Here is a 17,655-nt window from a genome sequence, read left to right as displayed (position 1 = left end):
CCCGCCGTAGAGGCGGGCGAACCGGAACCGGTCCAGCAGCCCGAGCTGGTGCAGCTCACGCAGCCGGATCTGACAGGTGCGCAGCGCCCGGTAGTGCAGGCGGTGGACCTGATCGGTGGTCAGGACCGAGTGCTCGTCCAGCAGGGCGAGCAGATCCCGGTCACGGGGGGTCAGGCGGTGGTAGAGGGCCAGCGGATGCGTGGCCGATGCGGATGGAGCCATAGGCAGTCGCCCCTCACGAGGGTAGAGAGATACTCCCGGTACGGGAGTCTGGACAGGTGGATCTTGCGGATCGGTTGACTGGTCCGCTGGTGGACGGCCTGACAGCCGCCCAGCTTTGGGCTCGTTGCGGGGCTCGTTTCGCAAACGCCCCTAAACGAGCGACCGGCCGAGAACCCTGCCGAGCAGCCAAACGAGGACCACCAGACACACGCTGGCGGTCCTCGCGCTGCGGTCAGCGGCTTTGGTTCAGGACTGTCGTGGGTTGGTGCGCCGATGCAGCGCCTTGCGGGCGACCTGCTGCATGGCGGTCTCCTCGGTTGGCCGGGCGTGCGCCGCGGTAACCCTTTGCCGGATCGCGGTGGCCTCACCGACGGGCTCCACCGGCGGGTTGGTGGTGAACGTGAACGCCGGCAGCTCCCGATTGCTCACCAGCAGCCGGGCGGAGGCGGTGTACACGTCCAAATGCGCGAGGTCGTGGTCGTCCAGCTCCGGCCTGGTGTGCTTGGAAAGCTCCCGGGCGTCGTTCGGGTCGACGTTGAAGAAGATCTTCGATCGGGCGTTCGCGGAGACCGCGTCGGCGGTCTCCTTCGGCAACTGGGCCAGGTTCTGGTGTGCGAGCACCAGTCCCAACCGGAACCCCCGGGCCTCGGCGAGCATGTCGTCCACCGAACCCGGCAAATTCAGAAAGTTTTGACATTCATCGATATATAGGGTGGCGTCGTGGCGTTCGTCCTCCGGCTGCCCGGCGCGGGCGATGGCGGCCTGCCAGACCCGGGCCACTATCAGCGAGCCGAGGATCCGGGCGGTCTCCTCACCGAGCACCCCCTTGGGCAGCCGGCACAGCAGCAACCCACCGTCGAGGATGCGCGACATCTGGAACGAGGTGTGCGCGGTGCCGATGACGTTCTTGACGAAGTCGCGCAGCAGGAACGCCCGCAGCCGGGCGAGGACGGGGCCGATGACCTGGGCGCGTTGGCCCTCGTTCATGGAGTCGTACCAGGCCCAGAACCCGCCCAGGCCCTCCGGGTCGGACAGGTCGTAGACGAACCGGCCACGGAACTGCCGGTCGTTGAGCAGCGGAGGCACCAGCGACAGCGTCGGGCTGGCATGACGCATCAGGGTCAGGCAGGAGACCCGCAACGTGTCGTCGATGCGCGGCCCCCAGTGCCGCTGGAAAATCTTGGAGAAGACGCCGACGAGGTTGTCCACCGCCAGGTGCGCGTCTCCGCCGTCATCGAGGGGGTTGAAGCAGGCCGGGTTGTCCTGCTCCGGGTCGATGATCGCGATCCGGTCCGCGTACGAGGCGGGTAACCGGTCCAGGATGTCCAGGACGAGGTCGCCGCGTGGGTCGATGACCACCGCCCCCCGGCGGGCGTGCACGTCGGACAGGATCATGTTGAGCAGCAGCGTGGACTTGCCGACCCCGGTCTTGCCGATCAGATGGACGTGTTGGCGGGCGTCGACCACGTTCAGCCCGACCGAGTGCCCACCGATCTGCGAGCGGCCGAGCACCTTCACCTCGCGCCCTCCCGACGGGATCGCCGCGGGCGACGGCATCGCCTTCGCCCGCGCCCTGTCGAGGCCGGGCACGGCGAGGTCCTGCGGCAGGGCCGCGAGGACCGCGAGCTCTTCCACCGTTGCGAGGAAGCCGCGCAGCAGCCGCCGGGAGGCGAGCACGCTGACCGGTTCTCCCATCTTCATCCGTCGTAGCCGGTTTGGGCGGGTGTAGGTGGCCGCCGCTGACGCGAACGTGTGCCCGAGCCCGGCCAGCCGCGCCCGCATCTGCCGGCGCCGCTCGTCGTCCCGCCGCTTTGCTTCCCGGGTCCGCTTGTCCTCCTTCTCGGCCTTGGCCTCCTTCCCGCTTCGGTCGTTCGTACTGTCGTCGTCGATGGCGACGGCGTGGCGGATGGCGATCTCGAAGTGCGGGACCCGCACCGCCTTGTCCACCACCGCGTGCTGGTGCGCATCGGCCACCGGATCCCGCACTTCAGCCCGTGAGGCGTACGTACGCGGCGAGGTGGGCCGGCGGGTCGGGCCGGGCAGGAACACTTCGAGGAGCCACAGGATCGGCTCGATCGCGAGGCGGGCCATGCTGTTGACCGCCTTGTTTGCCACGTCGCCGCCGGGGGTGCCGGCGGGTTTCACGGCCGTGCGGCGGGCGCGGCGGACCCGCCGTGCCGAGGCGGGCCGGGCCAGGATCTGCACGCAGGCGTGCTCCCGATGGCGGACCCCGGCCCCGGCGGACAGCAGCGCCCGCAACGGGTCGGCCTCGTGCTCGGTGCGCAGCGGCAGCACGTCGGTCTCCTGCGGCCACAACGCCCCACCGGCCTGCTCTGCCACGGCTGCCGGGATCGGTGGCCCGGCGGTCTCGTCGACCGCGACGGCGCAGGCGGGCCACGCCCCGCGCACCGCGCTTTCCACCGCACCGGGCGGTATCGTGCCGGGCACCCACAGCCGGATCGTCAGGGTACGGCCGGTCCAGGTGTACTCCCACGCCACGTGCGGGGTGCCGAACACCCGACGCCGCCACACCGACGGGGTGAGCACCCCGGTCATGGTGGACCACAGCGCGGCAGCGGAGTGCTCATCGACCTCGGGTGGCGCGGCGATCGTCACCCACCGGGCGCCATCAACGAGGCGGCGGTGCCGCCACGCGAGGAGCTGGTCCCGGCCGAACACGTACGCGACGAGGCCGAGCGCCGCGACGACGGCGAGCCACGGCCGGTCCGTCACCCACGAGGTCCACGATTCCCAGGACAGCCCGCTCATCACTGGTCACCGCCGATTCCCGTGACGGCCAATTGGTGCTCTTTGCCGGAGGCTTGGGACCGAAACGGCACTCTGGACCGTCCCGCGACCAAAAGGCCCTCGCCCCTGCCTGCGGACAGCAGCAGCCGCGCCTCCCCACCGGTCAGCCCGAACGCGTCGGTGACCGCGTCGATCGCCTGCGTGGACTGGCGCATGAGGATCTGCGTCGCCGCGTTGGACACGACGGTCAGGCCGAGGTCCGTGCCGAGGACGTCGGAGGCGTCCTGAGTGGCCACGGTCAGGCCGGCGTTGCGCTTGCGGGCCTTTTTCGCCATCTTGGCCAGGAACCGGGCGCCCTCGCCGTCACGCATCAACAACCACGCTTCATCGACGACGACGAGACGTTTGATCCGCTGGTTGGTGGCGGCGGTGGTTTCGATGCGGCTCCAGATGTGGTTGAGGGTCAGCAGGGTGCCGATGGTGCGCAGCTCGTCCGGCAGATGCCGCAACGACCAGACCACCAGCCGGCCTTCCGGGCGGGTGCTGGTCGGCCCGTCGAACAGGTCGGAGAACGTGCCGGACACCCACGGGGCGAGCCGGACCGCCATCTGCTGCGCGGCCGGGTCGCCGTCGTAGGCCAGGGTGGCGGCCAGGTCCCGTAGCAGCGGCGCCGGCCTGCACCAGGTCGCCGGGTCGTGGGTGATGCCGTACTTGTCGTAGGTGGCCACGATCGCCCGGTCCAGCGCGGCCTTCTCCCGGTCGTTGAACGCAGCCTCCCTCCCGGACGAGCCGAGCATCACCTGGATGATCGTGTGCACGGCCATCTGGTGGTCCCGGAACGCGGTCAGCTCCGTGGGGTCGGCGTGCAGGTCGAGCGGGTTCAGCCGGACCCCGGGGGCGCCGAGCTGGATGACGGTGCCACCGACATGCTCCGCGAGGGGCGTGTACTCGTCCTCCGGGTCGATCACCGCGACCTCGACCTGCTGGTACAACGACCGCAGCACTTCCAGCTTGATGAAATACGACTTGCCGGCCCCCGAGCGGGCGAGCACCACGCTGTTGTGGTTGTCCTGCGCCCACCGGTTCCACATCACCACCCCGTGGGAGGTGGTGTTCACCCCGTACAGCACCGCCTCGGCGGAGGTGTGCTTGCCGGGGGCGGGGGCGGCGAGGTCGCCGGAGGCGAACGGGAACGCTGCGGCCAACGACTCGGTGTCGAAGATTCGTCGCATCCCCAGCCCGTCAACGCCCAAAGGCAGGGTGCTGGTGTAGCCGAGATGGTGGCGGAAGGTGACCGGTTGCAGATCCAGCAACATCGACGCGGCAGCCGACCGCACGCCGGCCGCCGTGTCGTGCATCTCGTCCAGGGTGCGGCCGTGCACGGTGACGTAGACCGCGCCGTGGTGCAGCTTCGACGCGCCCCGGGCGACCCGCTCGGCCAGGTCGGCGGCGTCGGTGGCGGCGGCCTCCACGGTCGGGTCGGACAGCTTGCCACGCTCGGCGTCGATGCGGCGGGTCGATTCGAGGCGGGCGCGTTGTTTGGTCAGCATCGGCGCGGCGATTGGCGCCGGGATCGGCTCGGCGTGCACGGCGACGGTGACCCGGCCCGGGTAGGACAGCAGCGGGACCAGCCAGGCCGGGCCGACCTCGGCCGGGTAGCCGCACACCGCGTAGGTGGCGGAGTAGTCGTCTCCGACCCGCACATGGGTCGAGGTGACCTCCAACGCCGCTGGCGCCGGCGCCAGGTCGGCCGGAGCCTTCACGGTGGTGGTGGATCGCTTGCGGGTGAACAGGCTCATGGCGTCCTCCGGGTGGTGATCGGGATGCCGGGCACAGCCCGAGGGCCGGGCACCGGCGGCTGGTAGGGGTCGACCGCGCTGGCGAGCGCGGCGGCGACCGCGCCGCCGTCGAGCGGGTCGGCGGACACGCCGAGGGCGCCGAACGCGCGGACGGTCGCCTCCCGGGTCGGGCCTGCCGGGACCACGGCGAGGACCTGGCGGCGCAGCGGCTGACGGGTCTGGTCGAGGTCGAGCAGGAACGCCGCGTAGTCGTCGGCCGCCGCCCGCAGCGCCTCGTTCGGCAGCCGGGCGGTGTTGTCCACGACGGCTTGCGCGTACGGGGTCAGGTCGTGCCGCTGGGCGGAGACCACGATCTGCGCCGGGCCGTTCAACGCGTTGAGCCAGGCGCCGAAGCCGGCCAGCAGGGCGCCCTGTTCCTTGCCGGTGCGCAGCACCACGTTGGTGGTGCCGCAGGCGATCACCGACCGGGCGGTGCCGTCCACGGTGAGCGTGCCGTCGGCTGCGATGCTGGTCGCGGCGGTGCGCAGCGGTGCCGGCACCTTCGGCGGCGCCGCCGTGTCGAGCAGTGGATGCCCGGCACGCACACGGCCCGGGGTTTGCAGCTTCGGCACCCGCCGCAGCGCGAACCCGTGCCGCAGCCACACGTCGAGGGGCAGGCCGTCGCGGCGGCCGAGCGCCACGAACACGGTGACCCCGGCGACCGGGATCGCGGCGATCACCCATGCCATCGGGGGCAGCAGCGGCCCGAAGTTGGTGTACAGCAGCCAGCTGGCACCGGCGACGCTGCCGATGATGGCCAGTTGCCGGAAGGTCAAACCCCAGGCGATCTTGTCGGGGGTGCCGATGTCTGCGGGCACGGCGGCCCGAGGGATGTCGTCGTCCATGGCGGAACTCCTTGTCAGCAAGGGATGTCAGGGGCGGCGTCCGGGGATGCGCATGCGGCGGGTGATCGACTGGATGATCACGGCGCGCAGTACGACTCCGGCGGTGGACGCCTGGCCGGAGCGGGTGACGTAGCGGCCGACCAGCTTCGGGATGCGCACGGTCACCATGAGCAGGCAGGCGGCGATGAACAGGTTGAACACGTCGGTGCTCGCGCCGCCGGGCAGGCCGAGCAGGATCGGCACGTTGTGCTCGGGGTCGAGCAGCAGGTTCACGCCGGTGGTGAAGAAGATGGCTTGCAGCAGCGGTGTGGAAAGGCACCCCAGCAGCGAGCGCCACCACAGCCCGGCGACGGCCTGCGTATGCGGCAGGGCGTAGCACGCGAGGGCGATCGGGGCGATCCCGGCGAGCACGATCAGCGTCGCGATCCTGGCGAACCAGCCGACCAGCAGCATGTAGAACAGCACGACGATGATCAGCCCGATCACCACCGCGAGGACGGCGGACGACGGGCTGGTCAACGCCCCGACGATGCGTGCCTTGACGAACTCGATGACCTGCGGACCCGACGCGGTCTCGCCGACCATCGCCACCGTCAGGGCGTTGGCCGCCTCAATGCACATCCGGCACAGCTCGACGCCGAAGTTCGACGCGACGAACCCGAACACCAGCCGCGGCAACAGCTCTTTGGCCTGGTAGCGGATCTGAAAGGTGCCGTGCGTCATCGCGATGGCCCCGGCGGCGATGATCGCCAACACGAAGGCGGCGTTGACGACCACCATCGACCTGCTCACCAGCAGTTGTACCTGCGGGAAGTAGGTGACGTCCGGGCTGGTGAAGAAGGTGGCGGTCAGCAGCGAGACCAGCCCGCCGAGCATGCCCTGGACACGCTCGGCGAGCCACTCGATCAGGCCGTTGTACAGCCAATCGGTCATGGCGGCCTTCAGCCGCCGACGATGCCCTGCAAGACTTGCAGGATCACGGGTGCGAGTACGGCCAGGGCGTAGCCGGCCAGGGCCGCCTTGAAGTTGCCCTTGGCCTGTTCCGCCTGGGCCGGGTCACCTCCGGCGGTCATGTACCGCAGGCCACCGATCACGAGGAAAAGCGTGGCGACGGCCGCCAGAATCCCCATGATCCACAACTTGAGGCCGTCGATGACCTCGGGGATGGTCTTCGCCGCCAGGACATCCGGTGCGGGCGCTGCGGCGAGCATGTCTCCGGCGACGGAGACGAGGGTGTACGCGTGCATGGGCGGTCTCCACAAGGGACTCGTGGGACCGCCTCGATGGGAAACCCCGTGCGGGTGCTGACCGGTGGGGGCGCTCCTCCCTACGTGGTGTGCGAAGGTTGGTGGTCAGTACGCCGCACCGGGAATCCGGCCAACCGCCAGAGGGATACTGCGTCCCCACCGAGGCGGGCACGCCATCAGCGGCATGCACCCGCCCAGACATCCGCTGTCAGCCCGCACGAACTCGCCGCCCACCTGACCGAACCTGACAGCACCTAACCGCGCTGGTCAGCGCTCCTGGACCGGCGGATCCGCCTGGACGCGGCAGACGCCTGTCAGCCCGTCGGTATGTCGAGACCACCGATTCGGAGGCTGGACATCGAACTGGACCGCATCGTGGCCGAGGCGGCGGGTACGGACGCCGCTGCGTCACTCGCGTTGGATGTGTCGGGGAAAAGCCGAACGTGCAGGTGAAGCTGCGCGGCCGGGTCGATGTCCTCAACCACGTCCACCTGGGCAGCGGCGAAGGAGGGGTTCGTCAGCCGGGCACCAATCCTGGCGCCACCCACCGCCGTACATCTACTTCGGCTCTTGGAACGGGCTCGAGGGCAATGCGGAGATCCCGGCCGAGCAGGTACGCGCCGCCGGCCCGCGCGTTCCAGATCACCGCAGACCGCCAGTTGCCCGCGGTGCAGGACTGCCCCGGCAGCACGAGCTCGCGATCAGTCGTGCAGAAGCTCAGGCGGCACCTGTGCCGGCAATGGCGGGAGCTGCCGCCGACCGGCGAGGAGCGCTCCGAGCTGGGGATAGAGTTCAGAGAGCTGGGTCAGGTCGCGCTCGTGTCCGAGGTGCCGTAGGGCGACGAGCGCGTCCGCGGCTAGCACCAACCCGCCGAGCGTCGCCGCGGTGCCTTCCGGTCCGTCAAGGACCGTGTTCATGACCTCGGTCCACTCCGGAAGTAGAAGCCACGAGGCGTGTAGCCGCTCGTCCAAGGCCACGACCGGACGTGTCCGTAGCACCTCGACACGATCTGTCGAGACCTCGACGGACACCGGGATGGAGTAGACGGGGTCTCTCGCGGCGAGCGCGTACAGCGTCGGGTCCTGGACGAGCGTCGGGTCGATGAGCTGGGCGAACGAGGGCGTCCAGACGACCATGTGTCCAGTCGTGGTGCCATCCAGCCGGAGGATGGGCGGGCGCTTCCACACGCCGACCTCGGATACTTCGGTAAATGTTCCGGTGGTCCGGTACAGCGTGGCGCACGCGGCGATGGGCTCGGCTTCGAAGCCGAGGTGATGTAGTGCCCCACTGATCTGGTGGCAACTGATCACGCAGGTGCCCACGGGTTTGCCGCTCATGGCTTGATGCAGTCCGGCCAACACGGCGTATAGCGGCGTCAGCTCGACCGGTGCCTCGACCAAGAGCGCGAACATGGGGCTGTGCTCGTACGTCGGCATCAACCAGGCGTCCGGGGGCGTCGTCCTCAAAGCCGGTGGTCGCGCCGGTGGGATCGGGCGCCGGATCGGCTCCCGGCGATGGCGGCGTGAGCCTCGTTTGCGATTGCCCATCCGACCAGCTCCCATCAGATCCGTCCATCGCGGAACGCCGATGAGACAATGCTCGCATACGGGGCCGCCGGACACGGTTTTGACTGGGGATCGCTCGGGCCGCGAACGGTGGCGAGTCAGGCGGTGGCGGTCGCGATCCGGCGCGGTACGGCAAGATCGCCGCGTTGCAGCGCCGCGATGAGCTTGCGCTCGGCGCGCTTGCGTCGCATCCGGATCGCGGAGCCGGGCTGACCGCACTCGGCGGCGATCTGTTCGATCAGCACGTCGCCGAGCCGGGTGGCGGCGATCAGTTCGGCCTGGGCCTCGGTGATGATGCCGGCGGCGACGGCACGGCCGAGGACCAGGTCCGGGTGGCCGTAGGGCCGGTACGGGGTGCGGGAACCGACCGGCACGTCCGGCGGCAACTCGAGCAGGTCGTCGCTGCGTCGGACTTTGACCCCGGCCCGCCACGCCGCCCAGCACAGCCGCAGCCACACCCTCGGCGCCTGAAGGTCGTCGGTGCGCAGCGCGTGCAGGAACGCGGCGAGCAGTTCGGAGTCGATGTCGTCGGCCAGTTTCGTGAAGCCTTTGGACAGGCGAGCGGCGAGGTGGGTCAGGCCGGGCAGGGCGGCGCCGACGGCACCGACGGTCCACGCCGGACCCCAGTGCCGGGCCTGGTGGGCGAGTTGACGCCAGATGGCGTCGGACGTGTCGGGGCTCATCGTTCGTGCCCGCAGCATCGTGCGCAGCTCGTCCAGGGGGATGTGCCGGTCGGGGAGGCCGGCGATCGGGCGGCCGTCGAAGGCGAGAGGTGCTGGTTCGCAGACCAGCAGCCGGAAGGCGTCCTCGGCGACGGTCAGGGCGGTGCGGCGCATAGCGGCTCCTGAAGCAGGACTGCCCCACCGGGTGTGGGGCGAAGAACCTCATTGCGCCACCGGGACCTGTCACCACAGCCCGCTGTTAGGTTCTGTCAGGTCGGGTTAGGTCGGGTCAGGTTCGCGGCCTGTCAGGTCCGGCCCGGACAGGTGCTGTCAGCTCGGCGTGCAGTTCGTTTCGCCTGTCAGCTCGCGTCTGTGCAGTGTCAGTACGCCCGCCCGGTCCGGGGGCCAACGCCCATGACCGAACCCACTCGTCATCCCGCACCGGAAGCCGTCGGCGACATCATCCCCGGCGAGCCGCCGGTGCCGATCACCGTCTGGCAGGCGCCCGCCCCGCAGGCGGGCGACACCATGTCCGTCACGCTCGCCGACCGCCTCGTGCGCAACTTCACCCGGCGGCGCTGGTTGGTCCTCGACCTGACCAGCGGCGAGCAACTGGCCCGCGCGGTCCGGGCGGCACAGCGGCACCACGCACGGCACATCCCCGAGGATCTGAGCGCAGGCATTCGCCGGGCGGCGCTGATCGTCACCGGGTGGCCGCTCGGCGACACCGAGCCGGTACCGTTCCTGGCCGACTGCGCGCAGCGGGTGATGGTCGGCGGCTGCGTCGCGGTGGTGCTGCGCGCCGCCGAGCTGACCGTCAACCAGGTCCTCATCGCTGCCGCCCGCGCGGCGGGGCTGACCTACCTGCAGCACATCGTGGCCGCGCACGACCTGACCGCACCGCGCGGGCAGCTCGACGGCACCCACCTGTCCGTGCACAGCGACGTGCTGATCTTTCGCAGCTCGCTGGACGCGTTGCGGGGGTCCGCCGATGGCTGAGCTGTTGCCGGTCACCTCGGTCTGGCTGACCTGCCAGCGACCGGCCCGCGACCAGCGGCGCGGCCGGTACGTGGAGGAAACCTCGAAGCATCCGGCGAAGATGCTGCCGGACCTGGCGGCACACGCCATCAAGGCGTACACCGCCCCCGGCGACCTCGTCATGGACCCGATGTGCGGGTCGGGCACGACGATGGTCGAGGCGGTCCGGTTGGGCCGCGACGGCATCGGGGTGGACATCGAGCCGAAGTTCACCGCCCTCGCGCAGGCGAACCTCGCCCTGGCCGCCGCACACGGGTTCACCGCGTGGGGGCAGGTCGCCTGCGGCGATGCCCGCGACGTGGCCGCGCTGCTGCCGGCCAGCTCGCACGGCAAGGTGTCCCTCGTGGTCACCTCACCGCCGTACGGGCGGCGCACCCACGGCCTGGTCCGCACCAACCCGGGTGAGCGGGTCCACAAACGCGACCACGTCTACGGCGACCGGGGCGCCGGCAACCTGGCCTACCTCGGCTGGGAGCGGCTGCTGGACGGGTGGCGGCAGATCGTGGCCGGCTGCATGACGATGCTGCGGCCCGGCGGCACCTTCGTGTTCACCTGCCGCCCGGTCCGCCGTACCCCGGACGACCTGATCGACCTGCCCGGCGAGCTGTTCGCCGTGGCGCTGTCGGTGGGGTTGGAGCCGGTGGAGCGGTGCGTGGCCATGCTCGCCGCCGTCCGCGACGGGCAGCTCATCCACCGGGCGAACATGTTCGGGCTCCTGGCCGCGCGCAAGGCGAGGGCCGACGGCATCCCGGTCGCGCTCGTGGCTCATGAGGACGTGTACGTGCTGCGCCGGCCGCGGGGCGGCTCCGCCGCACCGCCGAGCCCGGCCGGCGCCGGCGAATGACACCTGGCCCGGCTCTGCGGTGACCTGCGGTGTCAGGTCCCGTGAACGGTGCTGTCAGCTCCGGTCAGGACCGCCGGACGTGGGCTGGTCTGGGCTGACAGGTCGTCGAGTTAGCCTCGGTGCACACCTTTCGCAACACCCCTCGTGCTGACCTGACAGCCGCCGGACGCCGGCACCATGCCCACCCCGCCGGGGGTCGGCCGCCGATGCTCGGGCTGACAGCCGTCCAGCACCCATCTCCCACACCGTGTCGATCTCGCGCGCCCGAACGGGCGCGCGTGGCGACCCGGCACATCCCTGTTCCGCGAGGGCGGCCACCACTGGTGGCTGTCCTCCTCGTCGTGCCCATTGGAAGGGGCCACCATGCTCAAAAACGCCTGGTACCTGATCACCCACGCCGACTTCTTCGACGGCGTCCCCGACGCCCCGCGCCTGCCGCAGGCGAGCGAGCTGATGGCGACGCTGGACGAGCTGTTCGGTGCCGACGCCGGCATCAGCCCCGCGCACACCGCCACGGCGGTCGAGGTCATGCTGCGCATGGCCGAGCACCTGTCCGACGCCATCCCGCACGGCGGCCGGCACGCCGTGGCCGACACCGACCAGTTCGCCCGGCTACTCACCGGCGTGAACCTGCTGCTGGCCTACCTCGCGCAGCTCAGCGGCCGGCTGGCCTACCAGGTCGACACCGCCACCGGAGCCGACCTTTCGGCCCTGCCAGCGAATCACCGCGCTGAGCTGACCAAGGCCGTCGCCGCGGCCAGTTGCCGGCTGGAGGAGTCCGCCGGCCTGGTCAAGGAAGCCCACCTGGCCACCGCATCGGCGGTGCGGCGATGACCGCCAGCACCAGCAACGTGCAGGCTCGGGTTCGGGCGCTGCGCGAGGAGACGATCGCCGCGATCGAACACCGCGACCAGCTCGCCGCCGAAGCCCGCCGCGCGCTCATCGCCGCGTGGGAGCAGAGATGGATCTGCCGCAACGGCTGCGCGGACGCCCTCACCGGCTGGGGTTTGGAGCCGCCGCCCGGCGAGCTGACGATGTCCGCCGTCGGACAGCTGTCGTACACGCGAATACACGCCGACGACGACGAAGCCCGCGACGAAGCGCGGCATCACGTGCCGGACGAACTGTTCCGGCCGTTGCCCACGGTGGACGGGTGGCCGACGCGGGTGATTGAGGTGGCGCCGATACCGGACGGCGACGACTACCCCGAGGCGCACCCGTACCGGATCACCGTCGAGGTCGTTCTCCGCACACCGATCACCGCCACGTCGCAGGCCGCCGCGATCGACGGCGCGGCGGCGCTGGTGAACGCCCGGCTGCCCGAGCTGGCCGACGCGGACATCACCCTGACCGGGTTGGCGTGGGAGGTCTACGACGCACCCGACGACCTGATCCACCCCGCCGAGCCTGACCCGCGACCGGCGACCGTGCCGGTACCGGATGTCGGGGACGACCTGACCGCCGTGACCGCCGCCCACGCTGCGGCGACCGAGGCGCTCGCCGAGCTGCGCCGCAAGATCCGCCGCCGGGCGATCCGCGCGCTGGCCGACGACGAGATCGGTGGCCTGTACGAGGAGACCGCCGAACGCGTCGAGGAATTCCTGCACGGCCTCGGGCTCGCCGGCCTGCCCCGCGCGCACCACGTCACGGTGACCGCCGATCTGCGCCTGCGGGTGCATACGGCCACCAGCCACGAGGCGTACCTCGCCGTGCGGAAGACCATGCGGCCGACTGCGGCCAGGCCCTCGAACGCGGGGGCGTGGAAAGCCAGCGGCTGGCTCACCGGCAGCACAGTCCGCGACGACGGCCGCTGGCTCATCGGCTGGCGGCACGAGTACGAGCTGGGACTGCGCGGCCACACCGAGCCCACCGACGCGACCGCGGCAGGCGAAGCCCTCGTCCGCGCGGACCTGGCCAGAACACTGGCCGGAACCGAGCACGACCTGGTGGACGTCACCGTCGCCCATGTCGGCTACGGCATCGATGAGCATCTCGACCCCGACACCGACTGAACCAACCTGTCGGCCGCCGGCAGCGGCGACCGGCAATCCCCACATCACGGCACCACGCAGGCGCCACCCAATCCCGGGTGGCGCCTGTCTTCGTTTCCACACAGGAAGGAGCCTTCCGTGGCTCACGAGATCGAAACCTTCGCAGACGGAACCGCCGCGTTCTTCACCGCCCGCAAAGACGCCTGGCACCGGCTCGGCACCACCACCACCGACTGCCTCACCGCCGCGCAGGTGATGGACGTCGCCTTCCTCGGCGGCTGGGACGTGCGCAAGGAAACCGTGCAGGCCGTCCCGTCCGGCGCGGCCGTGCCCAACCGGTGGGCCACCACCCGCATCCACCCGAAGACCGGCAAGCGGGAAGTCCTCGGCATGGTCGGCAAGTCCTATCAGGTCGTGCAGAACGAGCAAGCCTGCGACCTGCTCAACTTCATCGTCGATGAAACCGGCGCCCACTTCGAGACCGCCGGCAGCCTGCGCGGCGGGCGCGAGGTGTTCGTGACGATGAAGCTGCCGGATTCGATGATGGTCGCCGGCATCGACGCCATGGACCTGTACCTGGCCATGTGCACCTCCCACGACGGCTCCCGCCTGGCCCGGGTGCTGGTCACCCCGGTCCGGATCGTGTGCGCGAACACCCAGGCCGCCGCGTTCGCCAACAACGTCGGCGAGTACGCCCTGCGCCACTCCGGCGACATCGAAGGCAAGCTGACCGAGGTCCGCGACGCGCTGAAGCTGGTGCCGGTGTACCTGGACCAGTTCCAGGCCGAAGCCGAGAAGATGATCGAAAAGCAGCTTGAATGGGACCAGCTCCAGCGCATCGCCGACGAACTGTGGCCCCTTGACCAGGACGACAAGGAGACCGCGTTCCTGCGCAAGATGGCCCGCGATCGGGACCTCAAGCACCTGTTCGAGGACGCCCCCACCCAGGAGAACATCCGCGGCACCGCGTGGGCCGGCTACCAGGCCATCACAGAGTGGCTCGACCACAGGCAGCCGGCCAAGAGCGACCACCACCGCGCCAACAAGGTCCTCACCGACGGCACGGTGACCGCCACCAAGAAGCGGGCCTTCGACCTGGTGCTCGCCGCCTGAACCCACCAGTCCAGGCCCTGACTGGTCGACCGGCTCCGGCGCGGCCGACCGGTCATCGACCACCTCCCAACCACCCAGCGGGGACGGTCCGCGACGGCCCGTCCCCGCTGGCTTCCTCCCAGGACACCCATTGGAGACTCACCATGAGCGACAACAACATCGCCACAATGGCGACCACCTATGGCGTGCGTGCCGGGTTCGACTACGCCACCTTCGCGTTCAGTGACAGCTACCCGATCCCGTCGGTGTTCGTCGTGGCCTCCGGCATGGCCTACTTCCGAGGCCCGGACGGGCACCTGTGGTTCGCCCCGGACAAAGGCGACGGCGACCCCCGCGTCGACTGGCACCGCCCGCAGAACGTCGCCGAGTTCGACCGCCGCCAGGGCAACGGCAAGTACCACACCGACCCCGAGTACCAGGAAGCCATCGCCGAGCTGTGCCGGGAGGTCGACGCGTCGATCGCCACGAAGGCGTTCCCCAACACCAAGCTGGCGGTGCGATCCCCGGCCGATCTGGTGGCGGCGGTGCCATACCTCGTCGGCCACCACCCCGATGACGGCAGTCTCGTGGTCGTCGTGGTCGGCAGCGGCCGGATCGTGTTCGTCGCCCGCGTCGACCTGCCCGACCCCGACGCCCCCGCCAGCGAGGTGCGCGAACTCGCCGCCTGCCTGACCCCGATCGTGGCGCAGCAGCAGCCCATCACCGCCATCGTCGGCTACGGCGACGCCGGACGGGTCGACCCGGCCCTACGCACCGTCGCGCAGGCGTGCACCGCCGCCGGCATGCTGGTCCGGGACCTGCTGCGAGTCACCGCCGGACGGTGGTTCAGCCTCACCTGCGACGACCCGGCCTGCTGCCCGCCGCAGGGAACCCCGTTCGACCCGACCACGTCCCTGATCGCGGTCCAGGCCACCGCCGCCGGGATAGTCGCGCTGCCGGACCGGGCAGCCATCGCAGCGCGGTTCGCGCCGGTCGAGGGCGACGCCCGCGAGCGCATGCGCCACGCCACCGACGCGGCGGTCAACCGCCTGGAAACGCTGGTCGAGGCCGGCGACGACGCCGTGCACGAGGCCGGCGCGGCAGCGGTCCGCGACGCGCTGCGCAAGCACGACGGCGGCGAATACCTGTCCGACGACGAGATGGCCTGGCTCACCCTGCTCCTCGCGGACACCTCGGTGCGGGACCTGGCCATGGAACTCAGCCAGCGGCACGACCGGCACGTCACGTTCTGGGCCGAGGTCACCCGCCGCGCCGAACCGCCACTGGTACCGGCACCGGCGACGCTGCTCGCCGTCACCGCGTGGCGCTGCGGTGACGGCGGCCTCGCGGCCATGGCCGCCGAGCGCGCCCTTCAGGCCGATCCCACGTACAGCCTCGCCGACCTGCTGCTGTCGGCGGTCCGAGCCGGGCTTCCACCGTCTGTGATCGAGCAGGCGATCAGCGGCGACTGAAAGCGAAGCGCACTCCAGCGGCCTGCGCCGCGTGAGCACGGCGCCCGATCCCGGCCATCGCCGGACGCCCGCCGCTCGCCGTTCTTCACCAACCCCTTGCCCCTTGGCCATCCCGTGGCAGGGGTACCCCTTCAAAGCAGGAGGAACCACAGTGGACCCCGTCCGCAGCATGCTGCTCGCCCTCGCTCAGCGCGCCAAAGAGACTCGGCTGCGCTGGCACGCCGACCGCGCCGCCGTGCGCGCCCGTGGCGAGACCCCCGTCCGTACGGACACGTTCGCCCACCACGTCCAGGCCGACCTGTGCCTGCTCGCCGCGCTGAAAGCGGCGGACATCCCGGCGAACTTCCGCGTCTACGACATCACCCTGTCCCGCGACCCGGTCCGGGCAGCCGAGCAACTGCGTGAGATCGCCTACGGCTACGACGGCAGCCGGCCGATCGAGGCCGAACACGAGGCGGCGCGGCTGGCCTACAAGGCGGCGTTCGTCGAGCCGCTCAGCGACCAGGAACAGCAGTACGTCGAGATCCTCGCCGACCTCCCCGCAGCCCGCCGGGACAAGGTCATCGAAGAGGTCGAGGATCGCGCCCGTCGCCGTGAGCAGGCATAGCGACCGGCAGCCGCCGTTGCCGGACGCAGCCGACCCCACCGCGCGGCACCGGTGCGCGGTCCGGGCCGCTCACACCACCTTCGGCAGGCCGACGAGTTAGACCCCTTCAGCCATCCATCCAAGCCATCGCCGACCAGCGGGGCGAGCCATCACGGCCTCGCCCCGCTGTCCCTTGTCGGCATCACACCAGGAGGAAGTCATGACATCCACTACGCCGGACACCCCGGCGCCACGCCAGGCACGTCCCGAGCCGCCCGCCGGTGCGACCGTGACCGCGACGGCCGTCGTGTGGCAGGAGGTCGCCGCGTGGCGGCGCCTGACCCACGCGTTGGGCGTCGAGGTTCGCCGCCGATTGATCCCGCTGGTACGCGCGAACCTCGTGCCGCTGGGCGTGGCGCGCCAGATCTTGCAGCGTGCGGGTCTGCCGCCGCTGCCGCGCATGTGGGCGGTCCAGCTCGCCCCGGCCATCACCCGACGTGCCAGCGCCACCAGCCCAGACCAGGCAGTGCAGACGTTCCGCGACGAGCTGCACGTGGCGGTGCGCCAGGCCCTCGGCCCGGCCGCCACCCTCGCCTTCGACCAGCCACCGCGGGCGAGGGCCACCGGCCCACGCGAGACCGCCGGCCGCCGGCCCTACGACCTGTGGAGCCAACCGGTCATCACCGCCACGGTACGCGCCGACACCGGTGACCAGGCGCGCACGACAGCGGTCACCCGGCTGCTCGACGAACTCGCCGGACTGGCCGGCGTCACCGCCGACCTCGACAACGCGGCCAGGGTGCAGGTCGAACCCGACGAGCACACCCCGGTCGAGCTGGACGTCGACGCGGACGCTCCGTTCCAGCCACACCCGTTGCCGCCGTTCTTTGGCGTTGGGCAGCTCACCGAGGCGCGCACCGCCAGGTACCTGGCCATGCAGGCACGGCACCACCTGGCCGGGCAACTGCGGGCCGCGCTCATCGACGCGCTCGTCACCGGCGACCTCGACGCCCAACCGGGCCGGCACGCCCCGTACGGCCTGATCGACGACCTGCTGCGCGACCTCGGGCTCCCCGGGCTGCCGCACTCGCACCAGTACGAGATCACCACGGCGATCCGGCTCACCGTGACCGCCGACAACCCGCAAACCGCCCGCGTCGCCGCCTACCGAATCCTGCGCGACGCGTCCGCCACCTGCCCACAGTTCGGGCTGCCCATCACCGTCAGCTCCACGCACCGCGACCCGGAAATCGTCGCCGACGGTGAGCGCAGCTTCCGGGTGACCTGGCATCACAGCTACCTGGTCTGCCTGCGCGCCGCTCACTGCACCCAGCTCGCCGAACAGGCAGTCCGGCTGCAACTGAGCGTCCTGGCCGACGAGCTGCCACAGATCGGCACCGTCCCGCTGACCACCGTGTACCTCGGCGAGCACGCCGACCACCGGCTTGATCCCGACCGCGACTGACCCCGTCGAACCCCACCGCCCGGCCCGCCCGATCTCGGGT

16 protein-coding genes are annotated in these 17,655 nt (G+C 70.9%); 8 read left to right on the top strand and 8 right to left on the bottom strand.

All coding sequences use genetic code 11. The features are described 5' to 3' along the window. From Pma05_RS05680 to Pma05_RS05645, 8 genes are all read right to left on the bottom strand, one after another. Positions 1 to 222: replication-relaxation family protein (locus Pma05_RS05680; RefSeq protein ID WP_203856228.1), on the bottom strand; the 222-nt coding region annotated here is incomplete at its 3' end. Positions 223 to 468: 246 nt separating this feature from the next. After that, positions 469 to 2,991, bottom strand: coding sequence for a type IV secretory system conjugative DNA transfer family protein (locus Pma05_RS05675; RefSeq protein WP_203856227.1), 2,523 nt, complete (start codon positions 2,989 to 2,991; stop codon positions 469 to 471). Then, positions 2,991 to 4,769 carry a VirB4 family type IV secretion system protein gene (locus Pma05_RS05670; protein ID WP_203856226.1) on the bottom strand — a complete coding sequence of 593 codons (1,779 nt, stop codon included), beginning with the start codon at positions 4,767 to 4,769 and terminating at the stop codon, positions 2,991 to 2,993. Before Pma05_RS05670 ends, Pma05_RS05675 begins: the two co-directional genes overlap by 1 nt. Next, on the bottom strand, positions 4,766 to 5,653 hold the full coding sequence (locus tag Pma05_RS05665) for a PrgI family protein (RefSeq protein WP_239311737.1): 888 nt from the start codon (positions 5,651 to 5,653) through the stop codon (positions 4,766 to 4,768). Before Pma05_RS05665 ends, Pma05_RS05670 begins: the two co-directional genes overlap by 4 nt. Positions 5,654 to 5,680: 27 nt before the next feature. Beyond that, positions 5,681 to 6,586 carry a conjugal transfer protein TrbL family protein gene (locus tag Pma05_RS05660; protein ID WP_203856225.1) on the bottom strand — a complete coding sequence of 302 codons (906 nt, stop codon included), beginning with the start codon at positions 6,584 to 6,586 and terminating at the stop codon, positions 5,681 to 5,683. A gap of 8 nt (positions 6,587 to 6,594) precedes the next feature. Next, positions 6,595 to 6,900, bottom strand: a complete 306-nt coding sequence (locus tag Pma05_RS05655) for a pilin (protein ID WP_239311735.1) — start codon at positions 6,898 to 6,900, stop codon at positions 6,595 to 6,597. 701 nt (positions 6,901 to 7,601) lie between these two features. Then, a complete protein-coding gene (locus Pma05_RS05650) occupies positions 7,602 to 8,336 on the bottom strand; it encodes a hypothetical protein (protein WP_239311733.1) in 735 nt (244 codons plus the stop codon). A 227-nt stretch (positions 8,337 to 8,563) separates the two neighbouring features. Next, positions 8,564 to 9,301 carry an RNA polymerase sigma factor gene (locus Pma05_RS05645; RefSeq protein ID WP_203856223.1) on the bottom strand — a complete coding sequence of 246 codons (738 nt, stop codon included), beginning with the start codon at positions 9,299 to 9,301 and terminating at the stop codon, positions 8,564 to 8,566. Between the two features lie 240 nt (positions 9,302 to 9,541). Here Pma05_RS05645 and Pma05_RS05640 point away from each other — a divergent pair, with 240 nt between their 5' ends. From Pma05_RS05640 to Pma05_RS05605, 8 genes are all read left to right on the top strand, one after another. After that, positions 9,542 to 10,126, top strand: a complete 585-nt coding sequence (locus Pma05_RS05640) for a hypothetical protein (protein ID WP_239311731.1) — start codon at positions 9,542 to 9,544, stop codon at positions 10,124 to 10,126. Continuing rightward, positions 10,119 to 11,009, top strand: a complete 891-nt coding sequence (locus Pma05_RS05635; protein ID WP_203856222.1) for a TRM11 family SAM-dependent methyltransferase — start codon at positions 10,119 to 10,121, stop codon at positions 11,007 to 11,009. The genes Pma05_RS05640 and Pma05_RS05635 overlap by 8 nt, the downstream gene beginning before the upstream one ends. A gap of 363 nt (positions 11,010 to 11,372) precedes the next feature. After that, positions 11,373 to 11,843, top strand: a complete 471-nt coding sequence (locus Pma05_RS05630) for a hypothetical protein (protein WP_203856221.1) — start codon at positions 11,373 to 11,375, stop codon at positions 11,841 to 11,843. Further along, complete coding sequence (locus Pma05_RS05625; protein WP_203856220.1) at positions 11,840 to 13,021, top strand: hypothetical protein; 1,182 nt, start codon at positions 11,840 to 11,842, stop codon at positions 13,019 to 13,021. Before Pma05_RS05630 ends, Pma05_RS05625 begins: the two co-directional genes overlap by 4 nt. Before the next feature lie 117 nt (positions 13,022 to 13,138). Then, complete coding sequence (locus tag Pma05_RS05620; protein WP_203856219.1) at positions 13,139 to 14,113, top strand: DUF932 domain-containing protein; 975 nt, start codon at positions 13,139 to 13,141, stop codon at positions 14,111 to 14,113. Between the two features lie 143 nt (positions 14,114 to 14,256). After that, positions 14,257 to 15,564: a DUF4192 domain-containing protein gene (locus Pma05_RS05615; RefSeq protein WP_239311729.1), complete on the top strand. Its 1,308-nt coding sequence runs from the start codon at positions 14,257 to 14,259 to the stop codon at positions 15,562 to 15,564. A gap of 169 nt (positions 15,565 to 15,733) precedes the next feature. After that, positions 15,734 to 16,171 (top strand): hypothetical protein, encoded by a 438-nt coding sequence (locus Pma05_RS05610; protein ID WP_203856218.1) that lies wholly within the window; start codon positions 15,734 to 15,736, stop codon positions 16,169 to 16,171. Positions 16,172 to 16,370: 199 nt separating this feature from the next. Then, positions 16,371 to 17,615: a hypothetical protein gene (locus tag Pma05_RS05605; RefSeq protein WP_203856217.1), complete on the top strand. Its 1,245-nt coding sequence runs from the start codon at positions 16,371 to 16,373 to the stop codon at positions 17,613 to 17,615. The last annotated feature ends 40 nt before the right edge of the window (positions 17,616 to 17,655 follow it).

It is taken from the genome of Plantactinospora mayteni (assembly GCF_016862935.1).
In the GTDB taxonomy this organism is placed as follows: Bacteria; Actinomycetota; Actinomycetes; order Mycobacteriales; family Micromonosporaceae; genus Plantactinospora; species Plantactinospora mayteni.
This window is presented reverse-complemented; position numbering and strand designations above follow the sequence as displayed.